Annotated in this window: 17 protein-coding genes and 2 pseudogenes; 11 read left to right on the top strand and 8 right to left on the bottom strand. The window is 70.8% G+C overall.

The window, feature by feature from the left end:
* Positions 1-164: 164 nt before the first annotated feature.
* Positions 165-2,888: a D-alanyl-D-alanine carboxypeptidase family protein gene (locus tag IF67_RS0116580; RefSeq protein ID WP_234341123.1), complete on the bottom strand. Its 2,724-nt coding sequence runs from the start codon at positions 2,886-2,888 to the stop codon at positions 165-167.
* Between the two features lie 612 nt (positions 2,889-3,500).
* Here IF67_RS0116580 and IF67_RS0116575 point away from each other — a divergent pair.
* The 3 genes from IF67_RS0116575 to IF67_RS0116565 all read left to right on the top strand — a co-directional run bounded on the left by IF67_RS0116575 (position 3,501) and on the right by IF67_RS0116565 (position 5,825).
* Complete coding sequence (locus IF67_RS0116575; protein ID WP_030986347.1) at positions 3,501-4,262, top strand: GOLPH3/VPS74 family protein; 762 nt, start codon at positions 3,501-3,503, stop codon at positions 4,260-4,262.
* A 288-nt stretch (positions 4,263-4,550) separates the two neighbouring features.
* Positions 4,551-5,417, top strand: coding sequence for a helix-turn-helix domain-containing protein (locus tag IF67_RS0116570; protein WP_030986346.1), 867 nt, complete (start codon positions 4,551-4,553; stop codon positions 5,415-5,417).
* Between the two features lie 198 nt (positions 5,418-5,615).
* On the top strand, positions 5,616-5,825 hold the full coding sequence (locus IF67_RS0116565; protein ID WP_030986344.1) for a DUF397 domain-containing protein: 210 nt from the start codon (positions 5,616-5,618) through the stop codon (positions 5,823-5,825).
* A gap of 170 nt (positions 5,826-5,995) precedes the next feature.
* Here IF67_RS0116565 and IF67_RS0116560 read toward each other — a convergent pair whose 3' ends face one another.
* Positions 5,996-6,871, bottom strand: a complete 876-nt coding sequence (locus IF67_RS0116560; RefSeq protein ID WP_051818116.1) for a hypothetical protein — start codon at positions 6,869-6,871, stop codon at positions 5,996-5,998.
* Between the two features lie 224 nt (positions 6,872-7,095).
* Between IF67_RS0116560 and IF67_RS0116555 the strand changes: the two genes are divergently transcribed.
* The 3 genes from IF67_RS0116555 (at position 7,096) to IF67_RS0116545 (ending at position 11,276) form a co-directional block, all read left to right on the top strand.
* Positions 7,096-8,319, top strand: coding sequence for a PLP-dependent aminotransferase family protein (locus tag IF67_RS0116555; RefSeq protein WP_030986341.1), 1,224 nt, complete (start codon positions 7,096-7,098; stop codon positions 8,317-8,319).
* A gap of 110 nt (positions 8,320-8,429) precedes the next feature.
* Positions 8,430-9,215, top strand: a complete 786-nt coding sequence (locus tag IF67_RS0116550) for an SDR family oxidoreductase (RefSeq protein ID WP_030986339.1) — start codon at positions 8,430-8,432, stop codon at positions 9,213-9,215.
* 480 nt (positions 9,216-9,695) lie between these two features.
* A complete protein-coding gene (locus tag IF67_RS0116545) occupies positions 9,696-11,276 on the top strand; it encodes a sodium:solute symporter family protein (RefSeq protein WP_030986337.1) in 1,581 nt (526 codons plus the stop codon).
* Between the two features lie 107 nt (positions 11,277-11,383).
* Here the strand turns inward: IF67_RS0116545 and IF67_RS0116540 are convergent, their stop codons facing one another.
* Complete coding sequence (locus IF67_RS0116540; RefSeq protein WP_030986335.1) at positions 11,384-12,505, bottom strand: ADP-ribosylglycohydrolase family protein; 1,122 nt, start codon at positions 12,503-12,505, stop codon at positions 11,384-11,386.
* A 430-nt stretch (positions 12,506-12,935) separates the two neighbouring features.
* Between IF67_RS0116540 and IF67_RS44960 the strand changes: the two are divergent.
* Both IF67_RS44960 and IF67_RS0116525 read left to right on the top strand, forming a co-directional pair.
* Positions 12,936-13,169 (top strand): annotated as a pseudogene (locus IF67_RS44960) (D-2-hydroxyacid dehydrogenase family protein); the annotation flags it as partial.
* Positions 13,170-13,420: 251 nt separating this feature from the next.
* The gene (locus IF67_RS0116525) at positions 13,421-13,684 is read left to right on the top strand and encodes a hypothetical protein (RefSeq protein ID WP_037839439.1); all 264 of its coding nucleotides are present in this window, start codon (positions 13,421-13,423) and stop codon (positions 13,682-13,684) included.
* Between the two features lie 214 nt (positions 13,685-13,898).
* Here IF67_RS0116525 and IF67_RS0116520 read toward each other — a convergent pair whose 3' ends face one another.
* The 3 genes from IF67_RS0116520 to IF67_RS0116510 form a co-directional block, all read right to left on the bottom strand.
* Complete coding sequence (locus IF67_RS0116520) at positions 13,899-16,445, bottom strand: bifunctional FO biosynthesis protein CofGH (protein WP_030986329.1); 2,547 nt, start codon at positions 16,443-16,445, stop codon at positions 13,899-13,901.
* A gap of 267 nt (positions 16,446-16,712) precedes the next feature.
* Entirely contained in the window at positions 16,713-17,111 is a 399-nt protein-coding gene (locus IF67_RS0116515) for a VOC family protein (RefSeq protein ID WP_030986327.1), read from the bottom strand.
* A gap of 368 nt (positions 17,112-17,479) precedes the next feature.
* A complete protein-coding gene (locus IF67_RS0116510) occupies positions 17,480-18,304 on the bottom strand; it encodes a TIGR03619 family F420-dependent LLM class oxidoreductase (RefSeq protein ID WP_030986326.1) in 825 nt (274 codons plus the stop codon).
* Between the two features lie 173 nt (positions 18,305-18,477).
* Between IF67_RS0116510 and IF67_RS0116505 the strand changes: the two genes are divergently transcribed.
* The 3 genes and pseudogenes from IF67_RS0116505 to IF67_RS46270 all read left to right on the top strand — a co-directional run.
* Entirely contained in the window at positions 18,478-19,998 is a 1,521-nt protein-coding gene (locus tag IF67_RS0116505) for a CehA/McbA family metallohydrolase (RefSeq protein WP_030986324.1), read from the top strand.
* A gap of 179 nt (positions 19,999-20,177) precedes the next feature.
* Complete coding sequence (locus IF67_RS0116500; RefSeq protein WP_030986322.1) at positions 20,178-21,083, top strand: zinc-binding dehydrogenase; 906 nt, start codon at positions 20,178-20,180, stop codon at positions 21,081-21,083.
* A gap of 545 nt (positions 21,084-21,628) precedes the next feature.
* Positions 21,629-21,787, top strand: a pseudogene (locus IF67_RS46270) (NADPH:quinone oxidoreductase family protein); the annotation flags it as partial.
* Positions 21,788-22,141: 354 nt separating this feature from the next.
* Here IF67_RS46270 and IF67_RS0116490 read toward each other — a convergent pair.
* Positions 22,142-23,599, bottom strand: coding sequence for an aldehyde dehydrogenase family protein (locus tag IF67_RS0116490; RefSeq protein ID WP_030986318.1), 1,458 nt, complete (start codon positions 23,597-23,599; stop codon positions 22,142-22,144).
* Positions 23,600-23,699: 100 nt separating this feature from the next.
* Positions 23,700-25,439: an N-acyl-D-amino-acid deacylase family protein gene (locus IF67_RS0116485; RefSeq protein WP_030986316.1), complete on the bottom strand. Its 1,740-nt coding sequence runs from the start codon at positions 25,437-25,439 to the stop codon at positions 23,700-23,702.
* Between the last annotated feature and the right edge of the window lie 43 nt (positions 25,440-25,482).

Raw genomic sequence — 25,482 nt, 5'->3', positions numbered from 1 at the left:
GGGCGAGCAGGGCGGCGGCCACGGGCGGGCCACCGGGGAAGGACGCACGCGGGCCGCGGGACATGAGGGGATCAGGCCCCCGGAACCGGGCGGTGCCGGTGAACCAGGGGCCGCGGGCGGCGATCCGGGGGCCGCGGGCCGGACGCCCGCGGCCCCCGGCCCGCTCAGGTGATGCGGACCAGCTTCGCGCCGAAGGACGGCTCGCCGAGGTCCTTCTGCAGAGCGACCGGGACCTTCTGGCTCCTCTCGCCGTTGCCGACGGTCAGCACACCGACCTCGGTACCGGCCTTCGCGGTGTGCGGGACGGTCTTGCCCCCGTCACCGACGCTCAACTCCAGCTTCTGGCCCGGGACTCCGACTGCCTTCAGGTCCTTGGTGGCGACGACCGGCGTGCGCCCGTTCAGGCCGTCGTCGACATAGCCGACGACCTGGCCCTTCTTCACCGCCGTGGTCGAGGTCAGCGCGTTGCGCACGGCCTCGATGACCTTCTGGCTGTTGTTCTTGACCAGGGTGAGGCTGTTGGAGCCGTTGGGGTCCAGGCCCTTGAAGTGCTGGTCCATCATCGTGCCCAGTACCAGCTGGTCCTTGCCGTCCACGGTCTTGTAGGCCGCCCAGGACAGCGTGCCGCCGGCCGCCGTGCTGGAACCTGTCTTGATGCCCTTGATGCTCAGCCCGGCCAGCAGCAAGTTGTCGATGTTGCTGTTGATCCGCCCCGGCAGGCCCGGGATGTCGGCGTTGGTCATGGCGACGATCGGCCGGAAGGCGTCGAACTTCATGACGGCCTCGGCCAGCTTGAGCTGGTCGACGGCGGTGCTGACGGTCTTGGGGTCCAGGCCGCTGGGGTCGGTGTAGGTGGAGTTCTTCATGCCCAGGTCCTTGGCGGCGGCGTTCATCTTCTTGACGAACGCCGCCTCGGTGTCGGACTTGGTATCCCAACGGGCCAGCAGCCGGGCGATGTTGTTGCCGGACGGGATCATCAGCATCTTGAGCATGTCCTGCTCGCTGAACTTCTGCCCCGCCTTGAGCCCCTCGATCCGGGACTCACTCGTGGAGCCGCCCTCGGCCACCGCCTTGGCGTCGACCTCGATCTTCGGGCCCGTCTCGCCCTTCTTGAGCGGGTGGTCCCGGAGGATGACATAGGCCGTCATGATCTTGGCCACGCTCGCGGTGGGCACCGGCTTCTGCTTGCCGAACGCCCCCAGGTCACCGGAGCCCACCACCTTGACCGCCGCCTGCCCGTGCGCGGGCCACGGGATGGCGAGCTTGCCGCCCTCGAAGGTGAACGAGGATGCGGCGTCGCCGAGGGTGAGCGTCGGGTTGGGCAGCGGGCGCACCGCCTGGGCGACCACGAAGATGATCGCCAGCAGCACCGCCAGCGGGGTCCAGATCTTGAACCGGCGGGCGACCGTACGCAGCGGGGTCTCGGGCGGCGGCGGAGTGTTGGTGAGCTTCGCCAGGAGGTCGAGCGGCGGCAGCGGCTGCTGCTTGGTCCGCTCCGACTCGGGCAGCGCGGCGGGAGCGTCGGCGGCCGTGGCTCCCGCGGCGGCGGGCGGCATCGCACCCGGGCGGCCGTCGGGCTTGGCCGGCGCGGCCGCCGGCTCGGCGGACTTCGCCGGTTTGGCGGGCTCGACGGGCTTCGCGGGCACGGCGGGCTTCGCGGGCACGGCGGGCTTCGCGGGCACGGCGGGCTTCGCGGGCACGGCGGCGGGCAGCGCGCCGCTGGCCTTGCCCTCCGGCTTGCCCGCTGCCTTCTCGGCCGTCCCGTCGGCCGTCTTGCCCTCCGGCTTGTCCGCGGGCTTCTCCACGGCCTTGTCGGCCGTACGGGCGGGCGTCCTGGGCGCCGTCTTGCCCAGCGACCTCCCGGCCGTACCGTCGTCCGCCGACTTCAGCGCCACGAACTGACTGGTCCGCTCGGAATCCCGCTCGGGAGCGACCGCCGCCTTGGCGTCAGCCTTCGCGTCAGCCTTGGCATCGGCCTTCGCCGCGTCCTTGGCGTCGGCCTTGGAGTCGGCCTTGTCCTTGCCCTCGGGCTTGCTCTCCGTCTTTCCGTTGCTCTCGGGCTTGCTCTGGCTCGCGGCCTTGCCCTTGGTGACGTCCTCGGCCTTGCCCGCGCCCTTGGCCCTGACCGCGTCCGTCGCCTTGGCGGGCGGGTTGATCTTGAGTGTGGTGGTCGCCTGGTCGACGGCACCGGCCGCCGCACCCTTCCCCTTCAGCTTCGCGACAGCAAACACTCGGGTCGCGTCATCCACCGCCGACCCATCGGCCTCGCCCTCGCCGCCTTCGCCGTCGGGCTTGCCCTCAGCGGCAGCGCCGACCCGCTCGTCGGACTTGCCCTTCTGCGGCCCGACGGTCTTGAAGACGGCGGTCGCCTGATCGACGCCCTCAGGCGCGGCCGAGGACTCGGACACAGCCTTGCCCCCGGACAGAGCCTTCGCCCCGCCCTTCGCCCCGCCCTTCGACTCGGCCCCGGGCGCGGACTCGGCGGACTCGGCGCCACCACGACCACCGTCGACCTCGCCGTCACCCTTGGCCTTGGCCTTGGCCTGCGGGGCGGCCTTCCCCTTCGCGGCGGCCTTCTCCGCGGCCTTCTTACCGGCCTCGGCGCCCGAGGAGGCGACGTCCGCGGCCTTCACCTCAGCTGCGTCAGCTCCCGCCCCACCCTTCGCCTCCGACTTGGCGTCCGGCTTTACGTCCGGCTTCGCCTCCGACTTTGCATCCGGCTTTGCGACGGCACCGTCAGCATCCCCGTCCACGCCGTCGGCCCCCTCCACGTCCGCATCGCGCGCGCCCGACACCACGGAGGCCTCACCGTCACCGGCCGCGCCCTCGCCTGCGCCGTCGCCCGCCTCGGCGTCCTCCTCGTCGCTCCCGGCGACCCAGGCGGCCACAGCGGCCCGGAGGCGGTCGTCTCCGCCCTCGGCACCACCGGAGCCCTCAGCGCCGCCCTGAGACGCCCCGGAAGCCTCGGATGCCCCGGACTCCCCAGAAGCCTCGGACGAGTCCACAGACTCCGCCCCGGCCGCAGGCTCCGACGTCACTCCAGACCCCGGCTCCGCCCCGGATTCCGGCTTCGCCGCAGACTTCGGCGCCGCGGCGGCCTCCGGCTCTTTCTCAGGCTTCGAGTCCGTACCGGCCCCCGGTTCCTTCGCCGGCTCGGCCGGCTCCCCGCGGAAGGCCGACAGGCGCGGATCACGTGTGTTCCGCGCCGTCTTCCCCGACGACTGCTTCTTGTCCGACTTGTCGGGGGACTCGCCCGCCACCGATGTCTCCTTCATACGTCGCACTGCCTGCCTGGCCCAGTGTTTCCAAGTGTCCTGTGTCCGCGTGGCACCACCTCGCCGCCACGCGTACCGGAAGGCGCCGCACCCCACAGAAAGATGTCGCCGACGTGCAAGACGAGAACGACATACCTACCGGTTCCCTATCGAACCCCCCACGCACCCTCGACAGATGAATGTGAGAGGGGTCACCCTGTCATTCATCCACGCGGGGAGGCATGGATGGGCAGGAGCCGTAGAACAATTCCGGAGGAGCTTCTGTTGCTCGCTTTGGACCCGACGACGGGTACCACAGCGCAGCCGCAGTCGCTCGACCTCGGCCTGGCCGGGGCCCAGCTAGTAGAGCTGGCTCTGGCAGGACGGATAGCCCCAGATGGGGATCGTATCGCCGTGGTGATGGCACGGCCGACAGGAGATCCGACTCTGGACTCCGCGCTCGAACTGCTGCGCCGACGCGGCAGTCCGGTGCGCGCGGTCCACTGGATCGGCGGGCCCCGGCTGGGGCTGCGCCAGACCTACCTCACGCACCTCGAACGGTGCGGCATGGTGCATGCCGTGGCGGGACAGATGTGCGGGGTGCTGCCGACGACGCGCTACCAAGCGACGGAGACAGCCATCAGCCGGGAAATCAGGGTCCGGCTGGACAACGCGATCCGCACCGGCGTACCCCCGGACCCGCGGACCGCGGCGCTTGCCGCGCTGGCCCATGCGGTCGGCCTTGGCAAGCATCTGTATCCAGGGAACGAAGGGCGTTCATCGCGCTCCCGTCTCCGGGATCTGATCCGACACGACCCGATGGGCGGGCTGGTCGCACACGCCGTCATGGATGTGCAGAACGGCGCCGTGGTCCAGCCTCGGCGGCCGCAGGCGGCCGGCGCGGGAGCCGTAGGGCAACCGGTGGCCCGGGCCACGGCTGAGCCGGCCGGCGCGCCGGGCCAGTCACGGCACGGCCACGGCCGGATGGCCCGGGTGGGCGCCCGCTGACGCCGTAAGGCGCCGCAAGGCGTCTCCCGCACCACCGGTACAGCACCCGCACCACCGTCCCCACGATCCCGTTCGGGAGCCGCAGCAAGAAGCGCGGGGTGGCGGGCCGGCCGTTCTGGACGACGGCCGGCCCGCCACCCCGCGCACATGCGTGGTCGCGCTTTCGCAATTCCGGTCCCAAATTTCCATCGTGACCACCTCGTCCGGCCATTTGCCAGCGCGGCGCGGACCGTTGGTGGCAGTCTGCTGACCAGAAAACAGCAGTACGGAGCCGGAGGTGCACTTAGCGTGGCGTCCAACGTCAACCCCACCGTCAGGCGACGCCGATTGGGCCAGGAGCTGCGCAGGCTCCGAGAGGCCAAAGGCATGACGGCAGAAGAGGTGGCGGACCGGCTGCTCGTCTCGCAGTCGAAGATCAGCAGACTGGAGAACGGACGTCGCAGCATCAGCCAGCGCGATGTCCGCGATCTGTGCGGGGTTTATGAGGTCGAGGATCAACGCATCGCGGATTCGCTGATGCAGATGGCCAAGGATTCCCGCCAGCAGGGTTGGTGGCACGCCTTCGGCGACATCCCGTACAGCGTCTACATCGGACTGGAGACCGAGGCGGCTTCGCTGCGGATCTACGAGTCCCTGCTGGTGCCCGGCCTGCTCCAAACCCCCGGCTACGCCGAGGCCGTCATTCCCGGCACGGTCCCCGAGCTGGCGCCCGACCATTTGGACAAACGCATCCAGGTACGGCTGCGTCGCCAGGAGCGGGTCAACGACACCGAACGCCCACTGCGACTGTGGGTGGTGCTGGACGAGAGTGCACTGCGGCGGGTGGTCGGCAGCCACCTGATCATGCGCGAGCAACTGGACCACCTCGTCGAGATGAGTCAATTGCCGCATGTGACGGTCCAGGTTCTTCCTTATGACACCGGTGCGCATGCCGGAATGTCGGGAACGTTCTCCATCCTTGAATTCGACGATGCCGCCGATTCCAGCGTGGTGTACATCGAGGGGGTCACCAGCGACCTCTACCTGGAGAAGACCAATGATGTGCACAAGTACACGATCATGTACGAGCATTTGCGTGCGCAGGCGTTGAGTGCGGAGCAGAGCCGGGAGTTCATCGCCGCCGCGGCGAAATCGCATGCCGATGGGGCACGATGACGCCGCACCAATGAGAAGGGTGCGGAATCCGGCATTCCGGCAAAGGGGCTGGGGCACGGTACACCTGCCCCCACCCCGATGAAAAGAGATCAAAAAATATGCCATGCGGACGGGTGAACGACCTCTGCGGCTCGTGATGTTGGCGCGTAGCGTCATCACTACCGAATCCGCGGTAGCTCAGAGTGAGTTGGAGTGAACATGGCCGTGCAGCCCAATTCCGCATTCTCCTGGACCAAGTCTTCGTACTCCGGTGGTAACGGCGCTTGCGTGGAAATCGCCGTGCCGTCCGTCGTCGCCATCGCAGTGCGGGACTCCAAGGACCCCGACGGTCCGCGCCTCACGTTCGACAACTCCTCCTGGAGCCACTTTGTGTCGGACGTCGCCGGTGGCGCGTTCGACGTGGCGTGACCTGACCCGTCACCGTCCGCAGCGCGCAGATTGAGCCCTCTCGACTGGATCGCCGTCCCGGCCGAGGGGGCTCGGCCATGCCCGAGCCCCCTGCCCCGCGGCACGCCAAGTCCTGCTCCGGCGCACGGCCGATCGCCCGCGCATAACCGACGCCCCGTGCGCCCCGCCCCTCAGCGCAGTTCGGACACATACCGGTCCGTCCCGGGGACGGTCGGAAGAAACGGCGCCATCAACTCCACCCGCCCCAGCCCCGACTCCGCGACCTCCTCGGGCAGGCCGGCGAAGTGCGCCGCCCACCCCTCCCGCGGATCCTGCTGAAGGAACCACAGCAGCGTCAGCCGGGTATCGACGCCCTCGACCTGCTTCACATACGACATCCGGTCCCCCGGCAACGGCGTCGGCCGGAAGACGGTGACCATCGCCGCCGGTGAACCCGCCAACCGGCGGGGCAGATGCCGGACTCGCAGCCACTCCAGCAGTTCGGCCCGCCGCTCCGGACCGTTCGCGTCGATCACTTCCAGCACCAGACCGGTGTACGGGTGGTCCAGCGCATGGAAGTCGCGGGGACCGGCCGCACCGTCCCGATAGACCGTCGCCACATGGTCCTGGAAGGCCGTGAAGACATGGGTACGGCCCTGGTAGACCCGGCCGTCCCGATTGAGGCGCTTGTTGATGCCGACGGTCCACTTCATGTGCTCGTCGTAGCGGCCTTCGGTGAGCCAGTACGTGGAGAGATAGCAGCCGGCCGTGACCGGTTGGGCAACGGCGGACTTCTCGGGGCGGCGCAGCAGTTGCAGCTCGCGGGTGGCGACCCAGCGGCGGCCTGCGTATATCCAGGGCATCGCCATTGCGCCCGCGATGTAGTGGTCGTCCTCGTACCAGCGGTTGTAGGCGTGTTCATGCCCTGGATGCGGTTCCACCATGGTGATCAGCGCGTGGCCGGGGTGCACGCCGTAGGGGCCGACGGCGGCCAGCTCGGCGTAGGTGGCGATTCCGGTGTCGGCGGCGGCTGCGGCGTCCGGCGTTCCTTCGCTCTCTGCGGTCATGGCAGACAGGTCTAGCTGACTAGCCGTCAGAAGAGGAGAGGCTCGGGCACCCAAACCCTCGGACTTGAGCGGGGCACGCACGGGGCCGCCCGAGCCCGAACGCGCGCGGCCGTCGGACGGCCCACCATGCGAACACCCCTGCACACCGCTCGCCGGCCCGCTTAGGCTGCCTGTTGTCTGTAGCTGACGCCGGTTAATCGCAGACACGAGCGATGGGAGCCGCCATGTCGGACGCGATCCTTGCCCACGCAGCCACTGCCGTCCCGGAGCTTGCCGCGCGTGTGGCGCGGACCCGCAGCTCGCCGGTACGCGACATCCTGGCGCTCACGGCCCGTCCCGAGGTCATCTCGTTCGCCGGTGGGCTGCCCGCGCCCGAGCTGTTCGATGCGACGGGGATAGCGGCCGCCTTCCGGCATGTGCTGACCGAGGACCCGATGCGGGCCCTTCAGTACTCCACCAGCGAGGGCGATCCGGCGCTGCGCGCGGCCGTCGCGGCGCGTACGACCGCGCGCGGGCTGCCCACCGACGCCGATGACCTGGTGGTGACCACCGGCTCCCAGCAGGGACTGACGCTGCTGGCCACGGCTCTGCTGGAGCCGGGTGATGTGGTGCTGGTCGAGGACCCCTGCTACCTCGCGGCGCTCCAGATCTTCTCCTTCACCGGTGCGCGGGTGGTGCCGGTGCCGACCGATGACGAGGGTCTGGACCCGGCCGCGCTGGACGAGATCACCGCGCGCGAGCGGCCCAAGCTGCTCTACCTCGTGCCGACCTTCCAGAATCCGACCGGCCGCACACTGTCCGCCGAGCGCCGGGCCGCGGTCGCCGAGGTCGCCGCCCGGCGTGGGCTGTGGATCGCCGAGGACGACCCGTACAGCGAGCTGCGTTTCGAGGGCGAGCCGGTGCCGTGGGTTGCGTCCTTCCCCGGAGCGGAGGACCGTACGGCGCTGCTCGGCTCATTCTCCAAGGTGATGGCGCCCGGAATGCGGCTGGGCTCGCTGCGTGCGCCGGCCGCGTTGCGGCGCGCCTGTGTCCTCGCCAAGCAGGCCGCCGATCTGCACACCTCGACCGTCGACCAGGCCGCCGCGGCACAGTACTTGGCGGTCGCGGACCTGGACGGGCATCTGCGGCGGGTGCGCGACGCCTACCGCGAGCGGCGGGACGCGCTGGTCGACGGGCTGTCCACGGCGCTGCCCGAGGGCTCGCGGTGGAACCGTCCCGCGGGCGGCATGTTCGTGTGGGCGACGCTGCCCGAGGGGTACGACGCGACGGCGCTGCTGCCCGAGGTGGTGCGGCATGACGTCGCCTATGTCCCCGGGGCGCCGTTCTTCGCCGGGCCACCGGACGCCACGGCCGTCCGGCTCTCGTTCGTGACGCACTCCCCGGAGGAGATCCGCGAGGGGCTGGGGCGGCTGAGGAAGGCGCTGGAGGGCGTGCGACGGGACGGCTGAGCCCGGGAGACTCCCGCCATCGCGGTGAATGACCCTGGTCTTCCCGAACCCCCGGGCCTAACCTGACGCTTCATCAGAAGTGAGCTGGGCGGCCCGGCCGGGAGGCACACATGCTGCTGCGGAACAAGACCGTCATCGTCTCGGGCGTAGGGGCCGGGCTCGGCCATCAGGTCGCGGCGGCCTGTGTACGGGACGGCGCCTCGGTGGTGCTGGGCGCCCGTACGGAGGCGAATCTCGCCAAGTCGGGCGCGCAGATCGACCCTTCGGGGGCGCGTACGGCCTGGCGGGCGACCGATATCAGCGACGAGGCGCAGTGCGAGGCGCTGGCCGCGCTGGCCGTGGAGCGGTTCGGCGGTATCGACGCGGTGATCCATGTCGCCGCGCTGGACTCGCTCTTCGGGGGCCTGCGGGACGCCGACTTCGACTCCTGGCGCGGCGTCGTGGACGTCAACCTCTTCGGCACGCTGCGGATGACCCGCGCCTGTCTGCCCTCGCTCGTGGCGCGCGGCGGCGGGTCCGTGGTGATGATCGGCACCCAGTCGTCGGTCGCCGCGCCCTCGCAGGTGCGGCAGGCGGCGTATGCGGCGTCCAAGGGCGCGCTGGTCTCGGCGATGTACTCGCTGGCACGCGAGCTGGGGCCGGACCGGATACGGGTCAACACCGTGCAGCCCGGCTGGATGTGGGGGCCGCCGGTGGAGGCGTACGTGCGGTTCCAGGCGCACAACGAAGGCGTCCCGGAGGCCGAGGTGCTGGGCCGCCTCACGGAGCGGATGGCGCTGCCCGAGCTGGCGACGGACGCGGACGTGGCCGAGACGGCGGTCTTTCTGGCCTCGGACCGGGCGCGTGCCATCACGGGCCAGTCACTGCTGGTCAACGCCGGAGAGCTGATGCGGTAGCGGCCCCTCTGGGCTGTCTTCTCTGGGCTGTCTTCTCTGGGCGGCCTCCTCTCGGACGGCGCCTGCGGGCCGCGCGCGTTGCGCTTCCGGCAGGGCGGGCGGGGCGGGGGTGGCGTTGGGGATGGGATGGGATGGACTGAACCGGGCCGGATCGGGCTCGGCAGCCGTACGGGATCCCGCACCCCGTGCGGCTGTTTTGGTGCCGGTGTCAGTGCGTGTGTTCGGGCAAACGGCGCCCGGCGACGTGTGCGCTCATCGTGTGTTCGGCGTCGCGCCCGGGACAACGCCCCCGAAGGTCAAGAGAAGGCAAAATCGTTCGCTTTGCTGATCCCTGTTCACATCCATGACCATCGATACTCTTGACCGGCCCGCTCGTTGGGCGGTTCAATCCTCCAAGTCCCCACTCCCGCAGGGGATACCGCCCCACAGGACGCCACGGCGAAGTGATGCACGTTCACAAGGCGGACCCCTGGAGGGGGCATGAACAGTCTCGACTGGGCCGTGCTCATCGGCTACTTCGGCGTGATGATCGCGATCGGTGTGTGGTCGCACAAGCGGGTGGACGATGTCAGCGACTTCTTCACCGCGGGCGGCAAGATGCCGTGGTGGCTGTCCGGCATCTCGCACCACATGTCCGGCTACAGCGCGGTGATGTTCACCGGGTACGCCGGCATCGCCTACCAATACGGCATCACCTCTTACGTCACCTGGTCCTTCCCCATCGCGATCGGCATCGCCATCGGGGCCCAGCTGTTCGCGGGGCGGCTCAACCGGCTGCGTTCGCGGCTGGACGTCGCCTCGCCGCTGGAGTACCTCAAGAGCCGCTACAACCTGCCGACGCAGCAGGCGCTGGCCTGGTCCGGGTTGCTGCTGAAGGTCGTGGACGTGGGGGCCAAGTGGGCCGCGATCGCCACCCTGTTGTCCGTCTTCACCGGCATCTCGCTCAACCAGGGCATCCTGATCACGGGCGTGATCACCGGCATCTACTGCACGGTCGGCGGGCTGTGGGCGGACGCACTGACCGAGCTGGGGCAGTTCGTCATCCAGCTGCTGGCCGGTGTCGCGATGCTGGTCACCGTCATGGGCGAGCTGGGTGGCTTCAGCTCGCTGTGGACCGTATGGGAGAGGCTGCCGGACAGCCACACCCAGCCGACCGTCGGCCCGTACACCCTGACTTTCCTGCTCGCCTACCTCTTCATCAAGACCTTCGAGTACAGCGGCGGCATGTGGAACCAGGCCCAGCGCTTCATGGCCACCCGCAACGCCCGGGAGGCCAGGCGGTCGGCGCGGCTGTCGGCCGCGCTGTGGTTCGTCTGGCCCGCGGTTCTCTTCTTCCCGATGTGGGTCGCTCCGCTGCTGGTCGAGACGCAGAAGCCGGACGCCTCCGACGCGTATGCGCTGCTGACCGAACGTCTGCTGCCGCACGGTCTGCTGGGCCTGGTCATCGTCGGCTTCTTCTCGCACACCATGGCCATGTGCTCCTCTGACGCCAACGCCATCTCCGCGGTGTTCACCCGGGACATCGCGCCGGCTCTCTCGGCGAAGGCGCGCGACTGGTCGCACCGGGCCGGGCTCCTCGCCGCGCGGCTGTCCACGGTCGCCTTCCTGGGGCTCTCGATGGCGATCGCGACGCAGGTCAACTCCCCTACGTTCAAGGACATCATCACCATCGTCATCAAGTGGGTGGCCGGACTGGTCGGCCCGATCTCCATCCCGTTCCTGCTCGGCATGCTGCGGTTCTTCCGCAAGTCCGGCCCCACGGCGGCGCTGGGCTCCTGGGCGGCGGGCCTGTCCGCCTTCTGGCTGACCAACTACGGCCTGAGCGGCGTCCAGTTGCAGATCCAGATCGTCTCGCCGGTCGCCACCTCGCTCGTCCTCTTCGTCCTTCTCGGCTTCGTACGACCGGAGGACACGCCGGAGCGGGATGCGGTGCTGGCGCGCATCAACTCGGACGACGACGGGCCGGAGGGGCAGGCGGGGGCGGCGGCTTCGGTGGCGATTCCCGGGCAGGGGGACGGGACGGGGGCCGGGGCCAGGGACGGGGCGAGGGGCGAGGCGTAGGTCGGGGCGTAGGTCGGGGCGTAGGTCGGTCCGGCCTGGCCCGGCCTGGTTAGGGGCGGTTCGGATCGGACCGGTTCGGATCGGACCGGCTCCAAGCGGGCAGTCGATCAGGCCCGCGGATACCGGGCGAGCCACCCCGGTGACGAACCGGCCGGGCCGTGCAGCGCGGGCCCCTGCGTCATCTCCATGGAGAAGTCGTCGGCCAGCTGGAGGATCGTCTCCCGGCCCTCCAGCTCGACCAGCCACACCGGCGGCAGCGCCGTCTCGCCGTGCAGGGTGCCCAGCAGGTTGCCGCAGATGGCGCCGGTGGAATCGCTGTCCCCGCTGTGATTGACGGCGAGCAGCAGGCCGTGCCGGATGTCCTCGGCGACCAGGGCGCAGTACACACCGATCGCCAGCGCCTCCTCGGCCGTCCAGCCCTCGCCCAGCGACTCCACGCGGGCGGGCGTCGGCATGCCCTGCCGTACGGCGCCGAGCGCGCGCTTGAGGGCGCCGGTGGTCTCCTCGTGGCCGGGGCGGGTGGCCAGGTGCGCCAGCGCCTTCTGCACGGCGCCGTCGAGGTCCTCACCGCGGGCCAGCGAATGGCTGATCACCGCGAACGCGCCGGCCGCCAGATAGCCGGTCGGGTGGCCGTGCGTCTGCGCCGCGCACTCGACGGCGAGCTGGAAGACCAGCTGCGGCTCCCAGCCGACCAGCAGCCCGAACGGCGCGGAACGCATCACCGCGCCGCAGCCCTTCGAGTCCGGGTTCTTGGGGGCCTCCAGCGTGCCCATCACCTCGTCGCCGAGGCCGCTCAGGCAGGCCCTGCCGGGCGCCCGGCGGGAGTACATCCACTCCTCGCGGGCGAGCCAGCCGTCGTCCTTCTTGCGCTCGTCCGGGCCCCAGTCGTGCTGGGTGGCGGCCCAGCGCAGATAGGCGCGGTGGACGTCGGTGGGCGGATGCCAGGCGCCGGTGTCGCGACGTACCTGGGCCCGGATCAGCCCGTCCACGGTGAACAGAGTCATCTGGGTGTCGTCGGTGACCGCTCCGCGCCGCCCGAAGGCGGGTACGAAATCGGACACGCCCTCCTGGCCGTGCGCCTCGCGGATCGCGTCGAGCGAGTCGAATTCGATACCGGCGCCGAGCGCATCGCCGATGGCGCCGCCGAGCAGACAGCCGCGTACCCGGCTGCGGAAGTCCTGCTGCTCCGCACGGCCCCAGATGGCGCCGCCGCCTCCCGCTGCGCTCACTGCGCCCTCCCAAACTCACTACGTCCCGGGGCCTTGCGGGGCCCCTGGCGCAGCACTGTAATCGACCAGGATTGATCAATTTCCGGCCAGGTGAGTATTGCGAATAGTCACTCGCAAGGCGGCTTTTGACCGGTACGGTCCCGATGAGTCCGGGCTCGGCCGATACGGCCTTGGCCGAAACGGCTCGATCGATACCGCTCGATCGACCGATACGGCTTCGCCGGCCCGGGGCGGTACGGGTCGGCTCGGGTAGCGGGCGATACGGGGCGCCACGAATCGGCTCGGGCACGGGGCGGCTCGGGTACGGGGCCGTACGGGTACGGGGCCGTACGGGTCGGCTCGGGTACGTCGGCACGAATCGTGTCGGCCCTACCGTCCGTCCGGGCTGAGCACCGCCATGCCATCCGTCAAGCCTCTCGGGAGAATCCGTATGACTCCGCGCTGCGCCGTACTCGACGACTACCAGGACGTCGCCCCCTCCATGACCGACTGGTCCGCCTTGGCCGGTGCCGTCGACGTCCGTACGCTGCGGCAGCCCTTCCGCTCCGAGGACGAGGTGGTCGCGGCGACCGGCGACTGCGAGATCGTGGTCGCGATGCGCGAGCGCACCCCGTTCCCCGCCTCGCTCCTCGCCCGGCTGCCCCGTCTCCGGCTCCTGATCACCCTCCCGAACGTGCTCGCCCTCCCCCACCTCGGCTATGTCACCCACCGCAACTACGAGGGCTACTTCCAACAGGCCGTCGAAGACATCACCGCCTTCCTGGCGGGCAGCCCGATCCGCCAACTGGGCTGAAGCGAGCGGGGCAGCGGGATGGGCGGGTCCGGCACCACACCTGCCACTCCCTCCCGCCCCGCCCCGTCGGGGGGCTCATTCGTTCGATGATGGCGGCGGCGCGCGCTGGGCATGCTCTCCCCATGTCCGAGTACGAGTGGGATCGCACCACCATGGCTGTCGTCGCCTCCGCACTGTCCGGAGACAGCGACGGCGCGGTGGAACTCCTCCGTCCGCTCCCCCAGAGCGATGTCTGCCATATCGCGGTGCGGCTCGCCGCCATGGCTGCCGACGCACTGATCGTGGCCGCCCAGGACAGCGGAGGCGACCGCGAAGAGGCACTTTCGCAGTGGCAGCAGTGCATCCTCCAGCACGAGGCCGAGTACGAGGGCGAGGGCGGCGAGTAAGGAACCTGGCGGCCGACGACAGGTTCGGGGCCGGCCTCGCCGCCTGCCGGGTCGCCGCCCCGCCGGATCACCGCCCTGCCGAATCATCGGCCTGCCGGATCACCACCCCGCCTCCGCAGATTAGCCGTGTGCGGAGTGGCGGACCGGGGGCTGTGGATAACTCCGGAGCCCGCGGCCCGCCTGCTCTGCCCGACCGCCCGCCCGCCCGCCCGCGCTACTCGACCAGGGGCAGGAGTTCCGGCAGCTGCCCGTCCGATGCGAGGGCGACGGTCCGGCGGTCCTCGGTGACCGGGGTGTAGGTCGTGGTGCGGGGGCGGGCCGGGCGGCCGGCCTGGTCGGCGATGGCGACGAGGTCCTGGATCGACCGGTAGGAGCCGTAACTCGATCCCGCCATACGGGAGATGGTCTCCTCCATCAGCGTGCCGCCCAGGTCATTGGCGCCGGAACGGAGCATCTCGGCGGCGCCGTCCGCTCCGAGCTTGACCCAGCTGGTCTGGATGTTGGTGAGGTGCGGGTGCAGCAGCACCCGGGCCATCGCCGTCACCGCGCGGTTGTCGCGCGTGGTGGGCCCGGGGCGGGCGATACCGGCGAGGTAGACGGGGGCGTTGGTGTGGATGAAGGGAAGGGTGACGAACTCCGTGAAGCCGCCGGTCTCCTGCTGGATCTGTGCCAGCAGCCGCAGATGGCCGAGCCAGTGCCGCGGCTGGTCGACATGGCCGTACATCATCGTCGAGGACGATCGGATACCCAGCTCATGGGCGGTTTTGATGACCTCGACCCAGGTGGCGGTGGGCAGCTTGCCCTTGGTGAGGATCCAGCGGACCTCGTCGTCGAGGATCTCGGCGGCGGTGCCGGGGATGGTGTCCAGACCGGCGGCCTTGGCCTCGGTGAGCCACTCACGGATGGAGAGCCCCGTACGCGACGCGCCGTTGACGACCTCCATGGGCGAGAAGGCGTGCACATGCATGCCGGGGACGCGTTCCTTCACGGCACGCGCGATGTCGAAGTACGCGGTACCGGGCAGGTCGGGGTGGATGCCGCCCTGCATGCACACCTCCACCGCGCCGACGTCCCAGGCCTGCTGGGCACGGTCGGCGACCTGGGAGAGGGAGAGCGTGTAGGCGTCGGCGTCGGTGCGGCGCTGGGCGAACGCGCAGAAGCGGCAGCCGGTGTAGCAGACGTTGGTGAAGTTGATGTTCCTGGTGACGATGTAGGTGACGTCGTCGCCCACGGTGTCGCGGCGCAGTTGGTCGGCGATGGTGCAGAGGGCGTCCAGGGCGGGCCCGTCGGCGTGCAGCAGCGCCAGCGCCTCCGCGTCGGTGAGCTCGGTGGGGTCGTCGGCGGCCTGCGACAGAGCCTGCCGTACGTCGGCATCGATGCGCTCCGGCACCATCCCGGGGGCGGCGGCCTCGCGCAGCGCCTCCCAGTCGCCGTAGACCTCGTCGAAGTCATCGCGGCGGTCCGCCGTGCGGCCTTCGGTGTCGATGGTGTGGTGCAGGTCCGTACGGCCCGAGGAGCTCATCGTGAAGCCCTCGTCGGGCTCCTGCCAGGGGCGGCCCACCACCGGGGCGTCCTCGACCGCCAGGCCCGTCTCCGGATCGGCGAGCGCCCGTACATGGGGCAGCAGACGGGGGTCGAGCCAGGGCTCGCCGCGCTGGAGGAACTCCGGGTAGATGGGAAGCCGTTCGCGCAGCTCGAAGCCGGCCGCGGCGCAGCGATCGGTCAGCTCGTCGATCTGCGGCCAGGGGCGCTCGGGGTTGACATGGTCGAGGGTCAGCGGGGAGACGCCGCCCCAGTCGTCGATCCCGGCGTCGATGAGCAGCGCATATTCGCCGTCGACGAGGTTGGGCGGCGCCTGGATGCGCGTCGAGGGACCCATGATGTGACGGGCCACCGCGATGGTCGCGGCCAGTTCCTCCAGCTCGGCGTCCGGCATTCCGCGCATGGCCGTGTCCGGCTTGGCGCGGAAGTTCTGCATGATCAGTTCCTGGATGCCGTGGTAGGCACGCTGGATACGGCGCAGCGCGAAGAGGGAGTCGGCGCGCTCCTCGTAGGTCTCGCCGATACCGATCAGCAGCCCCGTGGTGAAGGGGACGTTGGAGCGGCCGGCGTCCTCCAGGACGCGCAGCCGGACGGCGGGCTCCTTGTCGGGCGATCCGTAGTGGGGGCCGCCGGGCTCGCTCCACAGGCGCTCAGCTGTCGTCTCCAGCATCATCCCCAGAGACGGGGCGACGGGCTTGAGCCGCTGGAAGTCCGTCCAGGACAGCACCCCGGGGTTGAGGTGCGGCAGCAGACCGGTCTCCTCCAGGACGCGGATCGCCATGGCGCGGACGTACGAGAGCGTGTCGTCATAGCCATGCGCCTCCAGCCACTCACGGGCCTCGGGCCAGCGGTCCTCCGGCTTGTCGCCCAGGGTGAAGAGGGCTTCCTTGCAGCCCAGTTCGGCACCGCGGCGGGCGATGTCCAGCACCTCGTCGGGCGACATGAACATCCCGTGGCCGTCACGGCGCAGTTTGCCGGGGACGGTGACGAAGGTGCAGTAGTGGCACTTGTCCCGGCACAGGCGCGTCAGGGGGATGAAGACCCCGCGCGAGTACGTGATGATTCCGGGGCGGCCGGCGGCCTCCAGACCGGCATCCCGCACCCGGGCCGCGGAGGCGCACAGGTCCGTGAGGTCCGCGCCGCGCGCCTGGAGCAGCACCGCGGCCTCGCTGACGTCCAGCGCCACACCGTCGCGGGCCCGCTTGAGCGCACGGCGCATCGCGTTGGCCGTCGGCCTGCCCTGAGGGGCCGCTCCGGCGCCCGTTTCGCGGTCGGTCCCTTGGTCGGATGCCTGGTCAGGTCCCTGTGCGCTGGAAGTCATTCTCCGAGGATACGAGCGCACACCGACAGCGCCGCCGCCGGAGATCGAGTGGTTGATGTGCCACTGATCACTGCGGACGGGGGTTCCGTCCGGGCGCTCAGGGGGCACTTCCCGGTGGCGTCGCGCCACACGCCTGCATACCGGCCGGCACTCGTCGGAGTACGCCTACATGCCGGCCAGCAGCTCGTCGGAGTACGTCCGTGTCAAGAACTCCATGTTGTGGCCGTCGGGGTCGTTGAGGTAGAGACCGCGGCCGCCGTCCAGGGTGTTGATCTCCTGCGGCTTGGTGTGCATGGGGTCGGCCCAGTAGGACAGCCCGCGCTCCTGTATGCGACTGAAAATCGCATCGAACTCGTCCTCGGTCACCAAGAACGCATAGTGCGTGGGGACGAACTCGCCGCCTGCGACATGCTCGGCGTAGTCGAGGGCCACCCCGTTGTCCAGCTTGAGGGCGGCGAAGGGGCCGAACGCCTTGGGCTCGGGCGCGCCGAGCAGATCGGCCAGGAACCGGGCAGAGGCGAAACGGTCGGTGCTGTGCACGATCGTGTGGTCGAGGCGAGGCATGGGATCTCCTTTGATCTCTCTGGTCGCGTGATCAGCGTGGCCCCTGATCTGCTACATCAGCTCGGACCGTTGACCTTTGACCTTTGACCTTCATGGACCGTTGATCTTCTTGGCCTGGGACGGTTCTCCTTGGACCGCTGTTCCCCGCAACGAGATCCGCGGCCCTCACCTTCGACGCTACGTCCGGAGCGGCGGGCGCGGATCGGTCCCGGGTCCCGACCCGGGCGGGTGCGCCGTACACCTATGGCCCTAGGTCTGGAACGAGGCCCCGGCCCGTGTCCTCGCCGCAGGAGCCCCGCCCCGGCACGCGCCCCCCGGCTCCGCCGCCCGTCACCCATCCCGCACGGCAGACTCCCGTACGTCACCTGTCACAGGTACTGCGCGAAGTCGTCCAACGTCCGCAGGACCTCGGCCTCCCCGGCCGCCGGCAGTTGCACTACCACCTCCTGAAGGCCCAGCTCGCCGTAGTGCGCCAGCTTCCCGGGCGAGGGGTGGACCGCGTAGGGCACCACCACCGGTTCGCCCGTACGCCCGGCGTCCGACCACGCCCGCCGCAGCACCGGAAGGGTCTCCGTCAGCCCGCGGCCGCCGATCGGCAGCCAGCCGTCCGCGTACTCGGCGATCTGCGCGAAGAGCTTGGGCCCGGCCGCGCCGCCCAGGAGGGTACGCGGTGCGCCGTGCACCGGCTTGGGGTGGGCGAGGGAGGCCCGGACGGACCCGAATTCGCCGTCGTACGCGGTCGGTTCCTCTGCCCACAGCGCGCGCATCAGCGCCACCCGGTCGCGGGTCAGCGCACGCCGGGTCGACCAGTCCACCCCGTGGTCGGCAGCCTCCTCGACGTTCCAGCCGTATCCGATGCCGAGGGTGAAGCGGCCTCCGGAGAGGAAGTCGAGGGTCGCGATCTGCTTGGCGAGGTCGACCGGGTCGTGCTGGGCGACGAGGGTGATGCCGGTGCCCAGGGCGAGCCGTTCGGTGACCGCGGCGGCCTGGCCGAGTGCGATGAACGGATCGAGGGTGCGGCCGTATTCGCGGGGCAGCGGACCGCCCATGGGGGCGGGGGTGTCCCGGCTGGCGGGGATGTGGGTGTGCTCGGGGAGGTAGAGGCCGGCGAATCCGCGCTGCTCCAGCTCGCGGCCCAGCCGGTCCGGCCGGATCGTCTCGTCGGTCAGGAAGATCGTGGTCGCGATGCGCATGCGAGGACACCTCCGCGTCGGGCGTGTGAGTGACCGCATGCTGCCTCACCGCCCGACGGTTATCCACAGGCCTTTCCCTCTCAGTCACACGCGCGTACAACAGTTTTCACGCGGCGCAACGAGCCGGCCGCGCGGCGGAACTGGACGGATACGAGGCGGCACGGGGGGCGGGGATGGAACGACGCGGCGTTCTGAGACTTTCGGCGGTTGCGGGTGCGACGGGCGCGCTTACGCTCGGACGTGTGAGCTTCGCCGACGCAGCGCCCTCGGCCGGGCAGCCGGGAGGCGGACCGGGCGAGCGGACCCGGCGGGTCACCGGCCTTCTGCCCACGGGCGCGCCGGACTTCGTGTATCTGCCGGTCGAAGTGCCGCACGGGGTCCGCGAGATCGCCGTTGCCTACAGCTACGACAAGCCCGTCGTCCCCGAGGGCACACCCGGCAACGCCTGCGACATCGGCATCTTCGACGAGCGGGGCACGGACCTCGGCGGCGTCGGCTTCCGCGGCTGGTCGGGCGGGGCGCGTACGGAGTTCTTCCTGAGCGCCGACGATGCCACCCCCGGATATCTGCCGGGCCCCGTCAACCCCGGCACCTGGCACATTGCCCTCGGCCCGTACACGGTCGCGCCGCTAGGGCTGTCCTACGAGGTCACGATCACCCTGCGGTACGGCCCCCAGGGGCACACCCCGGCACCCGTCCATCCACCCGAGCGCGCCCGGGGCCGCGGCCGCGCCTGGTACCGCGGCGACAGCCATCTGCACTCCGTCCACTCCGACGGCAAGCGCACCCCCGCCGAGATCGCCGCGCTGGCCCGCGCCGCCGGGCTGGACTTCATCAACACCTCCGAGCACAACACCACCTCTGCGCACCGCGCCTGGGACGGACTGTGGGGCGATGACCTGCTGATCCTGACCGGCGAAGAGGTCACCACCCGCAATGGGCACGTGGTGGCGATGGGCACCGACCCCGGGGTCTTCATCGACTGGCGCTACCGGGCCCGCGACAACGCCTTCGGAAAGTACGCACGCGCCATCCGGCGGGCCGGAGGCCTGGTCATCCCGGCGCATCCGCACGCCACCTGCATCGGCTGCAACTGGAAGTTCGGGCTCAACGAAGCCGATGCGGTGGAGGTCTGGAACGGCCCGTACACCCCCGATGACGAGATCACCCTCGCCGAGTGGGACAACGCCCTGGTCGCGCACACCCGCGGCCGCGCGGACTGGCTGCCGGCCGTCGGCCACAGCGACGCCCATCGCGACCCGGACGTCGTGGGCCTGCCGCAGACCGTGGTGCTCGCCGACGATCTCTCGCGCCGCGCCCTGCAAGACGGCATCCGGGCGGGCCGGGTCTGGATCGCCGAGTCGTCGAAGGTCGATCTGGCCTTCTCCGTCACCGGTGAGCGCGGCGAACACGCCGGGATCGCCGAGCGGCTGGAGGTCTTCCGTACGGCGAAGGTCACCGCGCAGCTGAAGGTCTCCGGCGCCCCGGGCTGCACAGCCTCCTTCGTCACCGATCAGGGACGCCTGTACTCCACCCCGCTGCCCGCCTCGGGCAACGGCACCATCAGCTGGCAGACCACCCCTGACTACGCGGCCTGTATACGCGCCGAAGTCCGCCACCCCTCGACCACAGCGGGCCTGCCGGGCCCCATGGCGGCCATGACCAACCCGATCTTCCTGGGCCGCTGGGGCTGAGGAAGGCCGGGGCAGGGCCAGAGGGCCGAGGCGCGGCGAGGGAGCAGGCCCCCACGCACCCAGCCACCAAGACACCCGGATACCCGGGAACTCGCCGCACCGACGACGGAATAACCGGAGTGACCCACCGGTTACGTGGAGCATCAGCGTCAGTGCCGAACCTCTTAGGGAGAATTCCGATGCGCGCCCTCGTTGTCGATCACTCCGTACCTGGCCGTCTGTCCCTGGGTGACGTCTCCGATCCCGTCCCCGGGCCCGACGAGGTACTGGTCAAGATCAGCGCGATATCGCTGAACTACGGTGAGCTGCCCAAGTCCGACGACGACGCCGAGGGCACCGTCCCGGGCTGGGACGCCGCCGGTGTGGTCGAGCGGGCCGCCCCCAGCGGCCGCGGCCCCAAGCCCGGCGACCGCGTCATCACCTGGGGCTGGAACGCCGGCTGGGCCGAGCTGCGCGCCGTCCCGGTCGATGAACTGGCCGTGCTGCCCGACTCGGTGGACTTCGCCACGGCCGCCGCCCTCCCCGTGGCCGGGCTGACGGCACTGCGCGCGCTCCGTACGGCCGCAGTGCTGCCCGGACAGCGCGTCGCCATCACCGGCGCTTCCGGCGGCGTGGGACGCTTCGCCGTCCAACTCGCGCACCAGGCCGGTGCCGAGGTGTTTGCGTTCGTCGGCAGCCCGTCACGCGGTGCGGGCCTGGCCGCGCTCGGCGCGGACCACGTCCTGACCGGTGCGGCCGATCTCGACGGGACGGTGGATGTGGTGCTGGACAACGTCGGCGGCTCCCTGCTCGGTGAGCTGCTCGGCCGGGTCTCTCCCGACGGCACGGTCATCTCCATCGGCGCCACCTCGTCCGAGCCGACCCCGATCCAGCCGTACCAACTGGTCGTCGGGCGACTGAAGCTGATCGGCATTCAGGCGGGCGGCAACACCGGGCCCGATCTGGCCCATCTCGTGCGCCTCGTCGCCGAGGGCCGCCTTCGGTCGAGCGTGGACCGGGTGGCGGACTGGGCACAGGCCGGCGAGACCGCCACCGCGCTCATCAACCGCGAGATCCGTGGAAAGGCGGTCCTGACGATCGACTGAACACGCAGGCCGGCTAAGCCGATTCATCGACATCGACGGCCGGCCACCGGCCTACGGGCCTGCCCGACAGCGGCAGGCCCGCGAAGGTCCGGCAAACGACCCCAGGCGGTTGCTCGCAGACAGCCCCAGGCGGTTCCGGGCGGCCCTCGCAGACAGCCCCAGGCGGTTCCTCATGGATCACCGTCCGGCCGTCGACGCAGATCGCGCGGCGATGCAGGGGGCCCGCCCATGGCAGGTCGCCCGGGCGACGCCTGACCCGTGAGCGAACACCCCTGGTGGCGTTCGCCGTGCAGCGCCGCGAAATGCCCCTGTGATCGCCGGGTGCCGACGTAGCTTGGCGGGGATTCTGCTGGGTCGCGGGGAATCCTGCTCGGTCGCGAGGAAGCATGATCAGTGACGGGCAAGTCTGATCAGTCACGGGGAGCATGCTCAGTTGCTGGGAAGTCTGATCAGTCTCGGGAAGCAGGACCGGCCGCAGGAAACATACTCAGCCGCGCGAGTCCTGCTCAGCCGCGGAAACATGATCAAGCCTGGGAGGGGCGTTCATGCGTGCCATGCAGTTCGAGCGGTTCGGTGATCCGGAAGTCCTGGCGGAGGCCGAGGTGCCGGACCCTGTGGCGGGACCGGGCGAGACCCTGGTCGAAGTGGAGGCCGCGGGCGTCAACTTCGGCGACATCAAGCGCATGGCGGGCGAGCACACCGACGGTCCGTACGCGCCGAAGGGCCCGTTGCCGCACATCCCCGGCATGGAGGTCGTCGGCCGGACCCCGGACGGCAGGCGGGTGCTCGGCTACGTCCAGCAGGGTGGCTACGCCGCCAAGACGGTTGCCGCCGACCGCGATCTGGTCACCATGCCACCGGGCGTGAGCGCGGGGGCGGCGCCGGCTCTGCTCGTGCAGGGTCTGACGGCGTGGCATGTGCTGCGGTCGGTCGCCCGCGTGCGGCCCGGTGAGAGCGTGGTGGTCCATGCCGCCGCGGGCGGGACGGGCAGTCTCGCCGTCCGTCGGGCTTCCGCACGCCCGAGGACGGCCCTCCGACCTCCGCCCGCCGTCCCGCCCTCACCCCGGCCAGACGATCGCCTGGAGCTCGCTGTACGCATGCAGCGCGTACGAGCCCACGTCCCGCCCCACCCCGCTCTTCTTGAAGCCTCCGAAGGGCGCTTCCATGTTCCGGCCGACCGTGTTCACGCCGACCCCGCCGGCCCGCAGCTGCCCGGCCACCCGGAAGGCGCGGGCGATATCGCCGGACCAGACGTAGTCGATGAGCCCGTAGTCGCTGTCGTTGGCGAGGGCCACCCCCTCGTCCTCGTCGTCGAAGGGCACGACCACGACGACCGGACCGAAGATCTCCTCCCGTACGACCCGCATGTCGGGGGTGCAGTCGGCGAGCAGTGTCGGCGCCACATAGAAGCCGCGCTCCGGAGCGGACGGCCGCGCCCCGCCCGCCACGACCCGTGCGCCCTCCTTCCTGCCCAGCTCGACATACGACTCGACCCGGTCGCGGTGTGCGGCCGAGATCACCGGCCCGACCACCGTCCCCTGCGCCCGGGGATCGCCGACCGTGAGATGCCCGATGTACTGCGTCAGCCGCTCGACCAGCGCCTCGTACCTCCCTCGCTGCACGATCACCCGCGTCGGCGCCGTGCAGATCTGCCCGCTGTAGAAGGAGTACGTCGTGCCGATGCCGGCCACCGCCGCATCCAGGTCCGCGTCGTCGAAGACCACCGCGGCGCCCTTGCCGCCCAGCTCCATGAGCTGCCGCTTCATCCCGCGTCCGCACACCTCGGCGATGCGCTGCCCGACGGCCGTCGAGCCCGTGAAGCTCACCATGTCCACGTCCGGCGAGTCCACGGCCGCCTCACCGGCCGCCACGGAAACGCCGCTGACGACGTTCACCACCCCCGGCGGCGCCCCCGCCTCCGCCAGCGCCGCCGCCATCCGGTAGACCGACAGCGGGTCCTGCGGAGCGGGCTTCACGACGACGGTGTTGCCCATGGCCAGTGCCGGGGCAATCTTGCCCGCCGGGTTGGCCCACGGGTTGTTGTAGGAGGTGATGCAGGTGACGACGCCGACGGGCCGGCGTACGGCGAGCGCGCCCAGCACCCCCGCCCGCCCCATCGGACCCGCCTCGTTGATCTGCGGCGGCAGCCCCTGCTCGACGGGCTCCAGCGCCCCCTTCGCATACCGCCGGAAGCGCGCCACCCCCACCGCGACCTGCATCCCGCGCGCGGTCGCGGTCGTGGCGCCGCTCTCCGCCTGGGCGAGCTCGGCATGCGCCGCGAAGTCGCGCTGGATCACCTCCGCGGCCCGGTCCAGGACCGCGGCGCGCTCCTGCGGTGACGTACGGGACCAGGCCCCGAAGGCCTCGCGCGCCGCGGCCGCTGCCTCGTGGACCTGCGCCCGGCTCGCCTCGGGGGCGAGCCCGACGACCGCCTCCGTCGCCGGGTCGATGACCTCGTAGTGGCCGCCATCGGGCTCGACCCACTCACCACCGATGAACAGCCGCCCCACGGACATCAATTCACCCTCACCGCTCCCCTGCCCCGCCCCACGCGCCGCGTCTCCACCACGCCCCACCCCGTCGGCCTCAACGCCCGCGCCTCCCGCCCCACCGGCGTCACTTCGTGCTCACCGTCCTCGTGTCCCGCCCCGACCGCAGCACCGTCCCCGGTACCGCGCCGGTCACCACGTCCTCGCGGATCGTCTCGACGCCGTTGACCCACACCGCGTTGATGCCGATCGCCCGGGAATCCAGGCGCGGGCTGTCGCCCGGCAGATCGTGCACGAGCGTGGCCTTGTCCGCGTCGATCCGCTCCGGGTCGAAGAGGACGAGGTCCGCATGCCACCCCTCCTCGATACGTCCCCTCTCCCGCAGGCCGAAGAGCTGCGCGGGGTCGTCGGTGAGCATCTTGACGGCCTGCTCGAGACCCCTCAGCTTCCTGCCCCGCAGACAGTCGCCGAGGAAGCGCGTCGTGTACGGCGCACCGCACATCCGGTCCAGATGCGCGCCCGCGTCCGAGCCGCCCAGCAGCACGTCCTCGTGCTGCCAGGTCTCGGCGCGCAGCGCCCAGGAGGCCGGGTCGTTGTCGGTGGGCATGGGCCAAAGGACCGTCCGTAGCCGGTCGTTGGCGCAGATCTCGATCAGGCAGGCGAAGGGCTCCTGGCCGCGTTCGGCCGCGATGTCCTGCACGACGCGCCCGGTCAGCCCCTCGTTCGCCGTGGAGTAGGTGTCCCCGATGACGTACCGGCCGAAGTGGGCGAGCCGCCGGAAGACCCCCGCCTCCTTGCTCCCCGCGCGCCGCAGCATCTCGGCCCGCACGCCGGGGTCGCGGAGTTTCGCGATCCGCTCGGGCACCGGCAGACCGAGGATCTCGCCCCAGCCGGGGATCAGGTTCAGGGCGCAGAAGGTGCCGAGGGACATGTTCATGGGGGTGAGGATCGGCATCGTCAGCGCCACGATCCGGCCGCCGGCCTCCCGGGCCAGTTCGCTGGGGATCAGCTGCCGCGGCACCCGCTCGGGCACCGCCGCGTCGATCGTCAGGACGTTCCAGTTCAGCGGCCGGCCCGCCTCGGCACTCATCGCCACGAACAGCTCGATCTCCTCGTCGCTGAACTGGTCGAGACAGCCCGCCACGATCGCCTCGATCTGGGTGCCCTCGTGCGCGGCGACGGCCCGCGACAGCGCGAGCAGCTCCGCCGGTCCGGCGTGCCGGGAGGCGACCGGCTTCCCGTCGCCGTCGGAATGGGTGGCGGACTGCGTGGTGGAGAAGCCCCACGCCCCGGCCTCCATCGCCTCATGGAAGAGCGCCAGCATCTCTTCCATCTGTGCGGGCGTCGGCTGCCCGCCGACGGCGTCCTCCCCCATGACGTAGCGCCGCAGCGCGCAATGTCCCACCATGAAGCCCGCGTTGACGGCGATCCGCCCCTCCAGCGCGTCCAGGTACTCGCCGAACGAGCTCCATGACCAGGGCGCGCCCTCTTCGAGCGCCACCAGGGACATGCCCTCGACCTTGGACATCATCCGGCGGGTGTAGTCGGCGTCGGCGGGCCGCCCGGGGTGCAGCGGCGCCAGCGTGAAACCGCAGTTGCCGCCCGCCACGGTCGTCACCCCATGATTGAGCGACGGGGTCGCGTACGGATCCCAGAACAGCTGCGCGTCGTAGTGGGTGTGCGGATCGACGAAGCCGGGGGCGAGGACGAGACCGGTCGCGTCCTCGCTCGTCCCCGCCTCCTCGGTGACGGTGCCGGGCGGGGCGACGACGGCGATACGGCCGTCGCGGATGCCGACGTCGGCGGTGTACGAGGGCGCGCCCGTCCCGTCCACAACGGTCGCGCCCTTGATCAGGTGGTCGAGCACGGGCTGTGCCCCCTTCTCCTGGGCGGATAGGCGGAACTCCGCG

It is taken from the genome of Streptomyces sp. NRRL S-1813, assembly GCF_000719605.1.
Lineage (GTDB): Bacteria > Actinomycetota > Actinomycetes > Streptomycetales > Streptomycetaceae > Streptomyces > Streptomyces decoyicus.
This window is presented reverse-complemented; position numbering and strand designations above follow the sequence as displayed.

Bases quoted from the DNA above. Each gene is read 5' to 3' on its own strand.
- IF67_RS0116575 (WP_030986347.1), top strand. From the start codon at position 3,501: ATGGGCAGGAGCCGTAGAACAATTCCGGAGGAGCTTCTGTTGCTCGCT.
- IF67_RS0116565 (WP_030986344.1), top strand. From the start codon at position 5,616: ATGGCCGTGCAGCCCAATTCCGCATTCTCCTGGACCAAGTCTTCGTAC.
- IF67_RS0116560 (WP_051818116.1), bottom strand. From the start codon at position 6,871: ATGACCGCAGAGAGCGAAGGAACGCCGGACGCCGCAGCCGCCGCCGAC.
- IF67_RS0116555 (WP_030986341.1), top strand. From the start codon at position 7,096: ATGTCGGACGCGATCCTTGCCCACGCAGCCACTGCCGTCCCGGAGCTT.
- IF67_RS0116550 (WP_030986339.1), top strand. From the start codon at position 8,430: ATGCTGCTGCGGAACAAGACCGTCATCGTCTCGGGCGTAGGGGCCGGG.
- IF67_RS0116545 (WP_030986337.1), top strand. From the start codon at position 9,696: ATGAACAGTCTCGACTGGGCCGTGCTCATCGGCTACTTCGGCGTGATG.
- IF67_RS0116525 (WP_037839439.1), top strand. From the start codon at position 13,421: ATGTCCGAGTACGAGTGGGATCGCACCACCATGGCTGTCGTCGCCTCC.
- IF67_RS0116520 (WP_030986329.1), bottom strand. From the start codon at position 16,445: ATGCGCCGTGCGCTCAAGCGGGCCCGCGACGGTGTGGCGCTGGACGTC.
- IF67_RS0116515 (WP_030986327.1), bottom strand. From the start codon at position 17,111: ATGCCTCGCCTCGACCACACGATCGTGCACAGCACCGACCGTTTCGCC.
- IF67_RS0116510 (WP_030986326.1), bottom strand. From the start codon at position 18,304: ATGCGCATCGCGACCACGATCTTCCTGACCGACGAGACGATCCGGCCG.
- IF67_RS0116505 (WP_030986324.1), top strand. From the start codon at position 18,478: ATGGAACGACGCGGCGTTCTGAGACTTTCGGCGGTTGCGGGTGCGACG.
- IF67_RS0116500 (WP_030986322.1), top strand. From the start codon at position 20,178: ATGCGCGCCCTCGTTGTCGATCACTCCGTACCTGGCCGTCTGTCCCTG.
- IF67_RS0116490 (WP_030986318.1), bottom strand. From the start codon at position 23,599: ATGTCCGTGGGGCGGCTGTTCATCGGTGGTGAGTGGGTCGAGCCCGAT.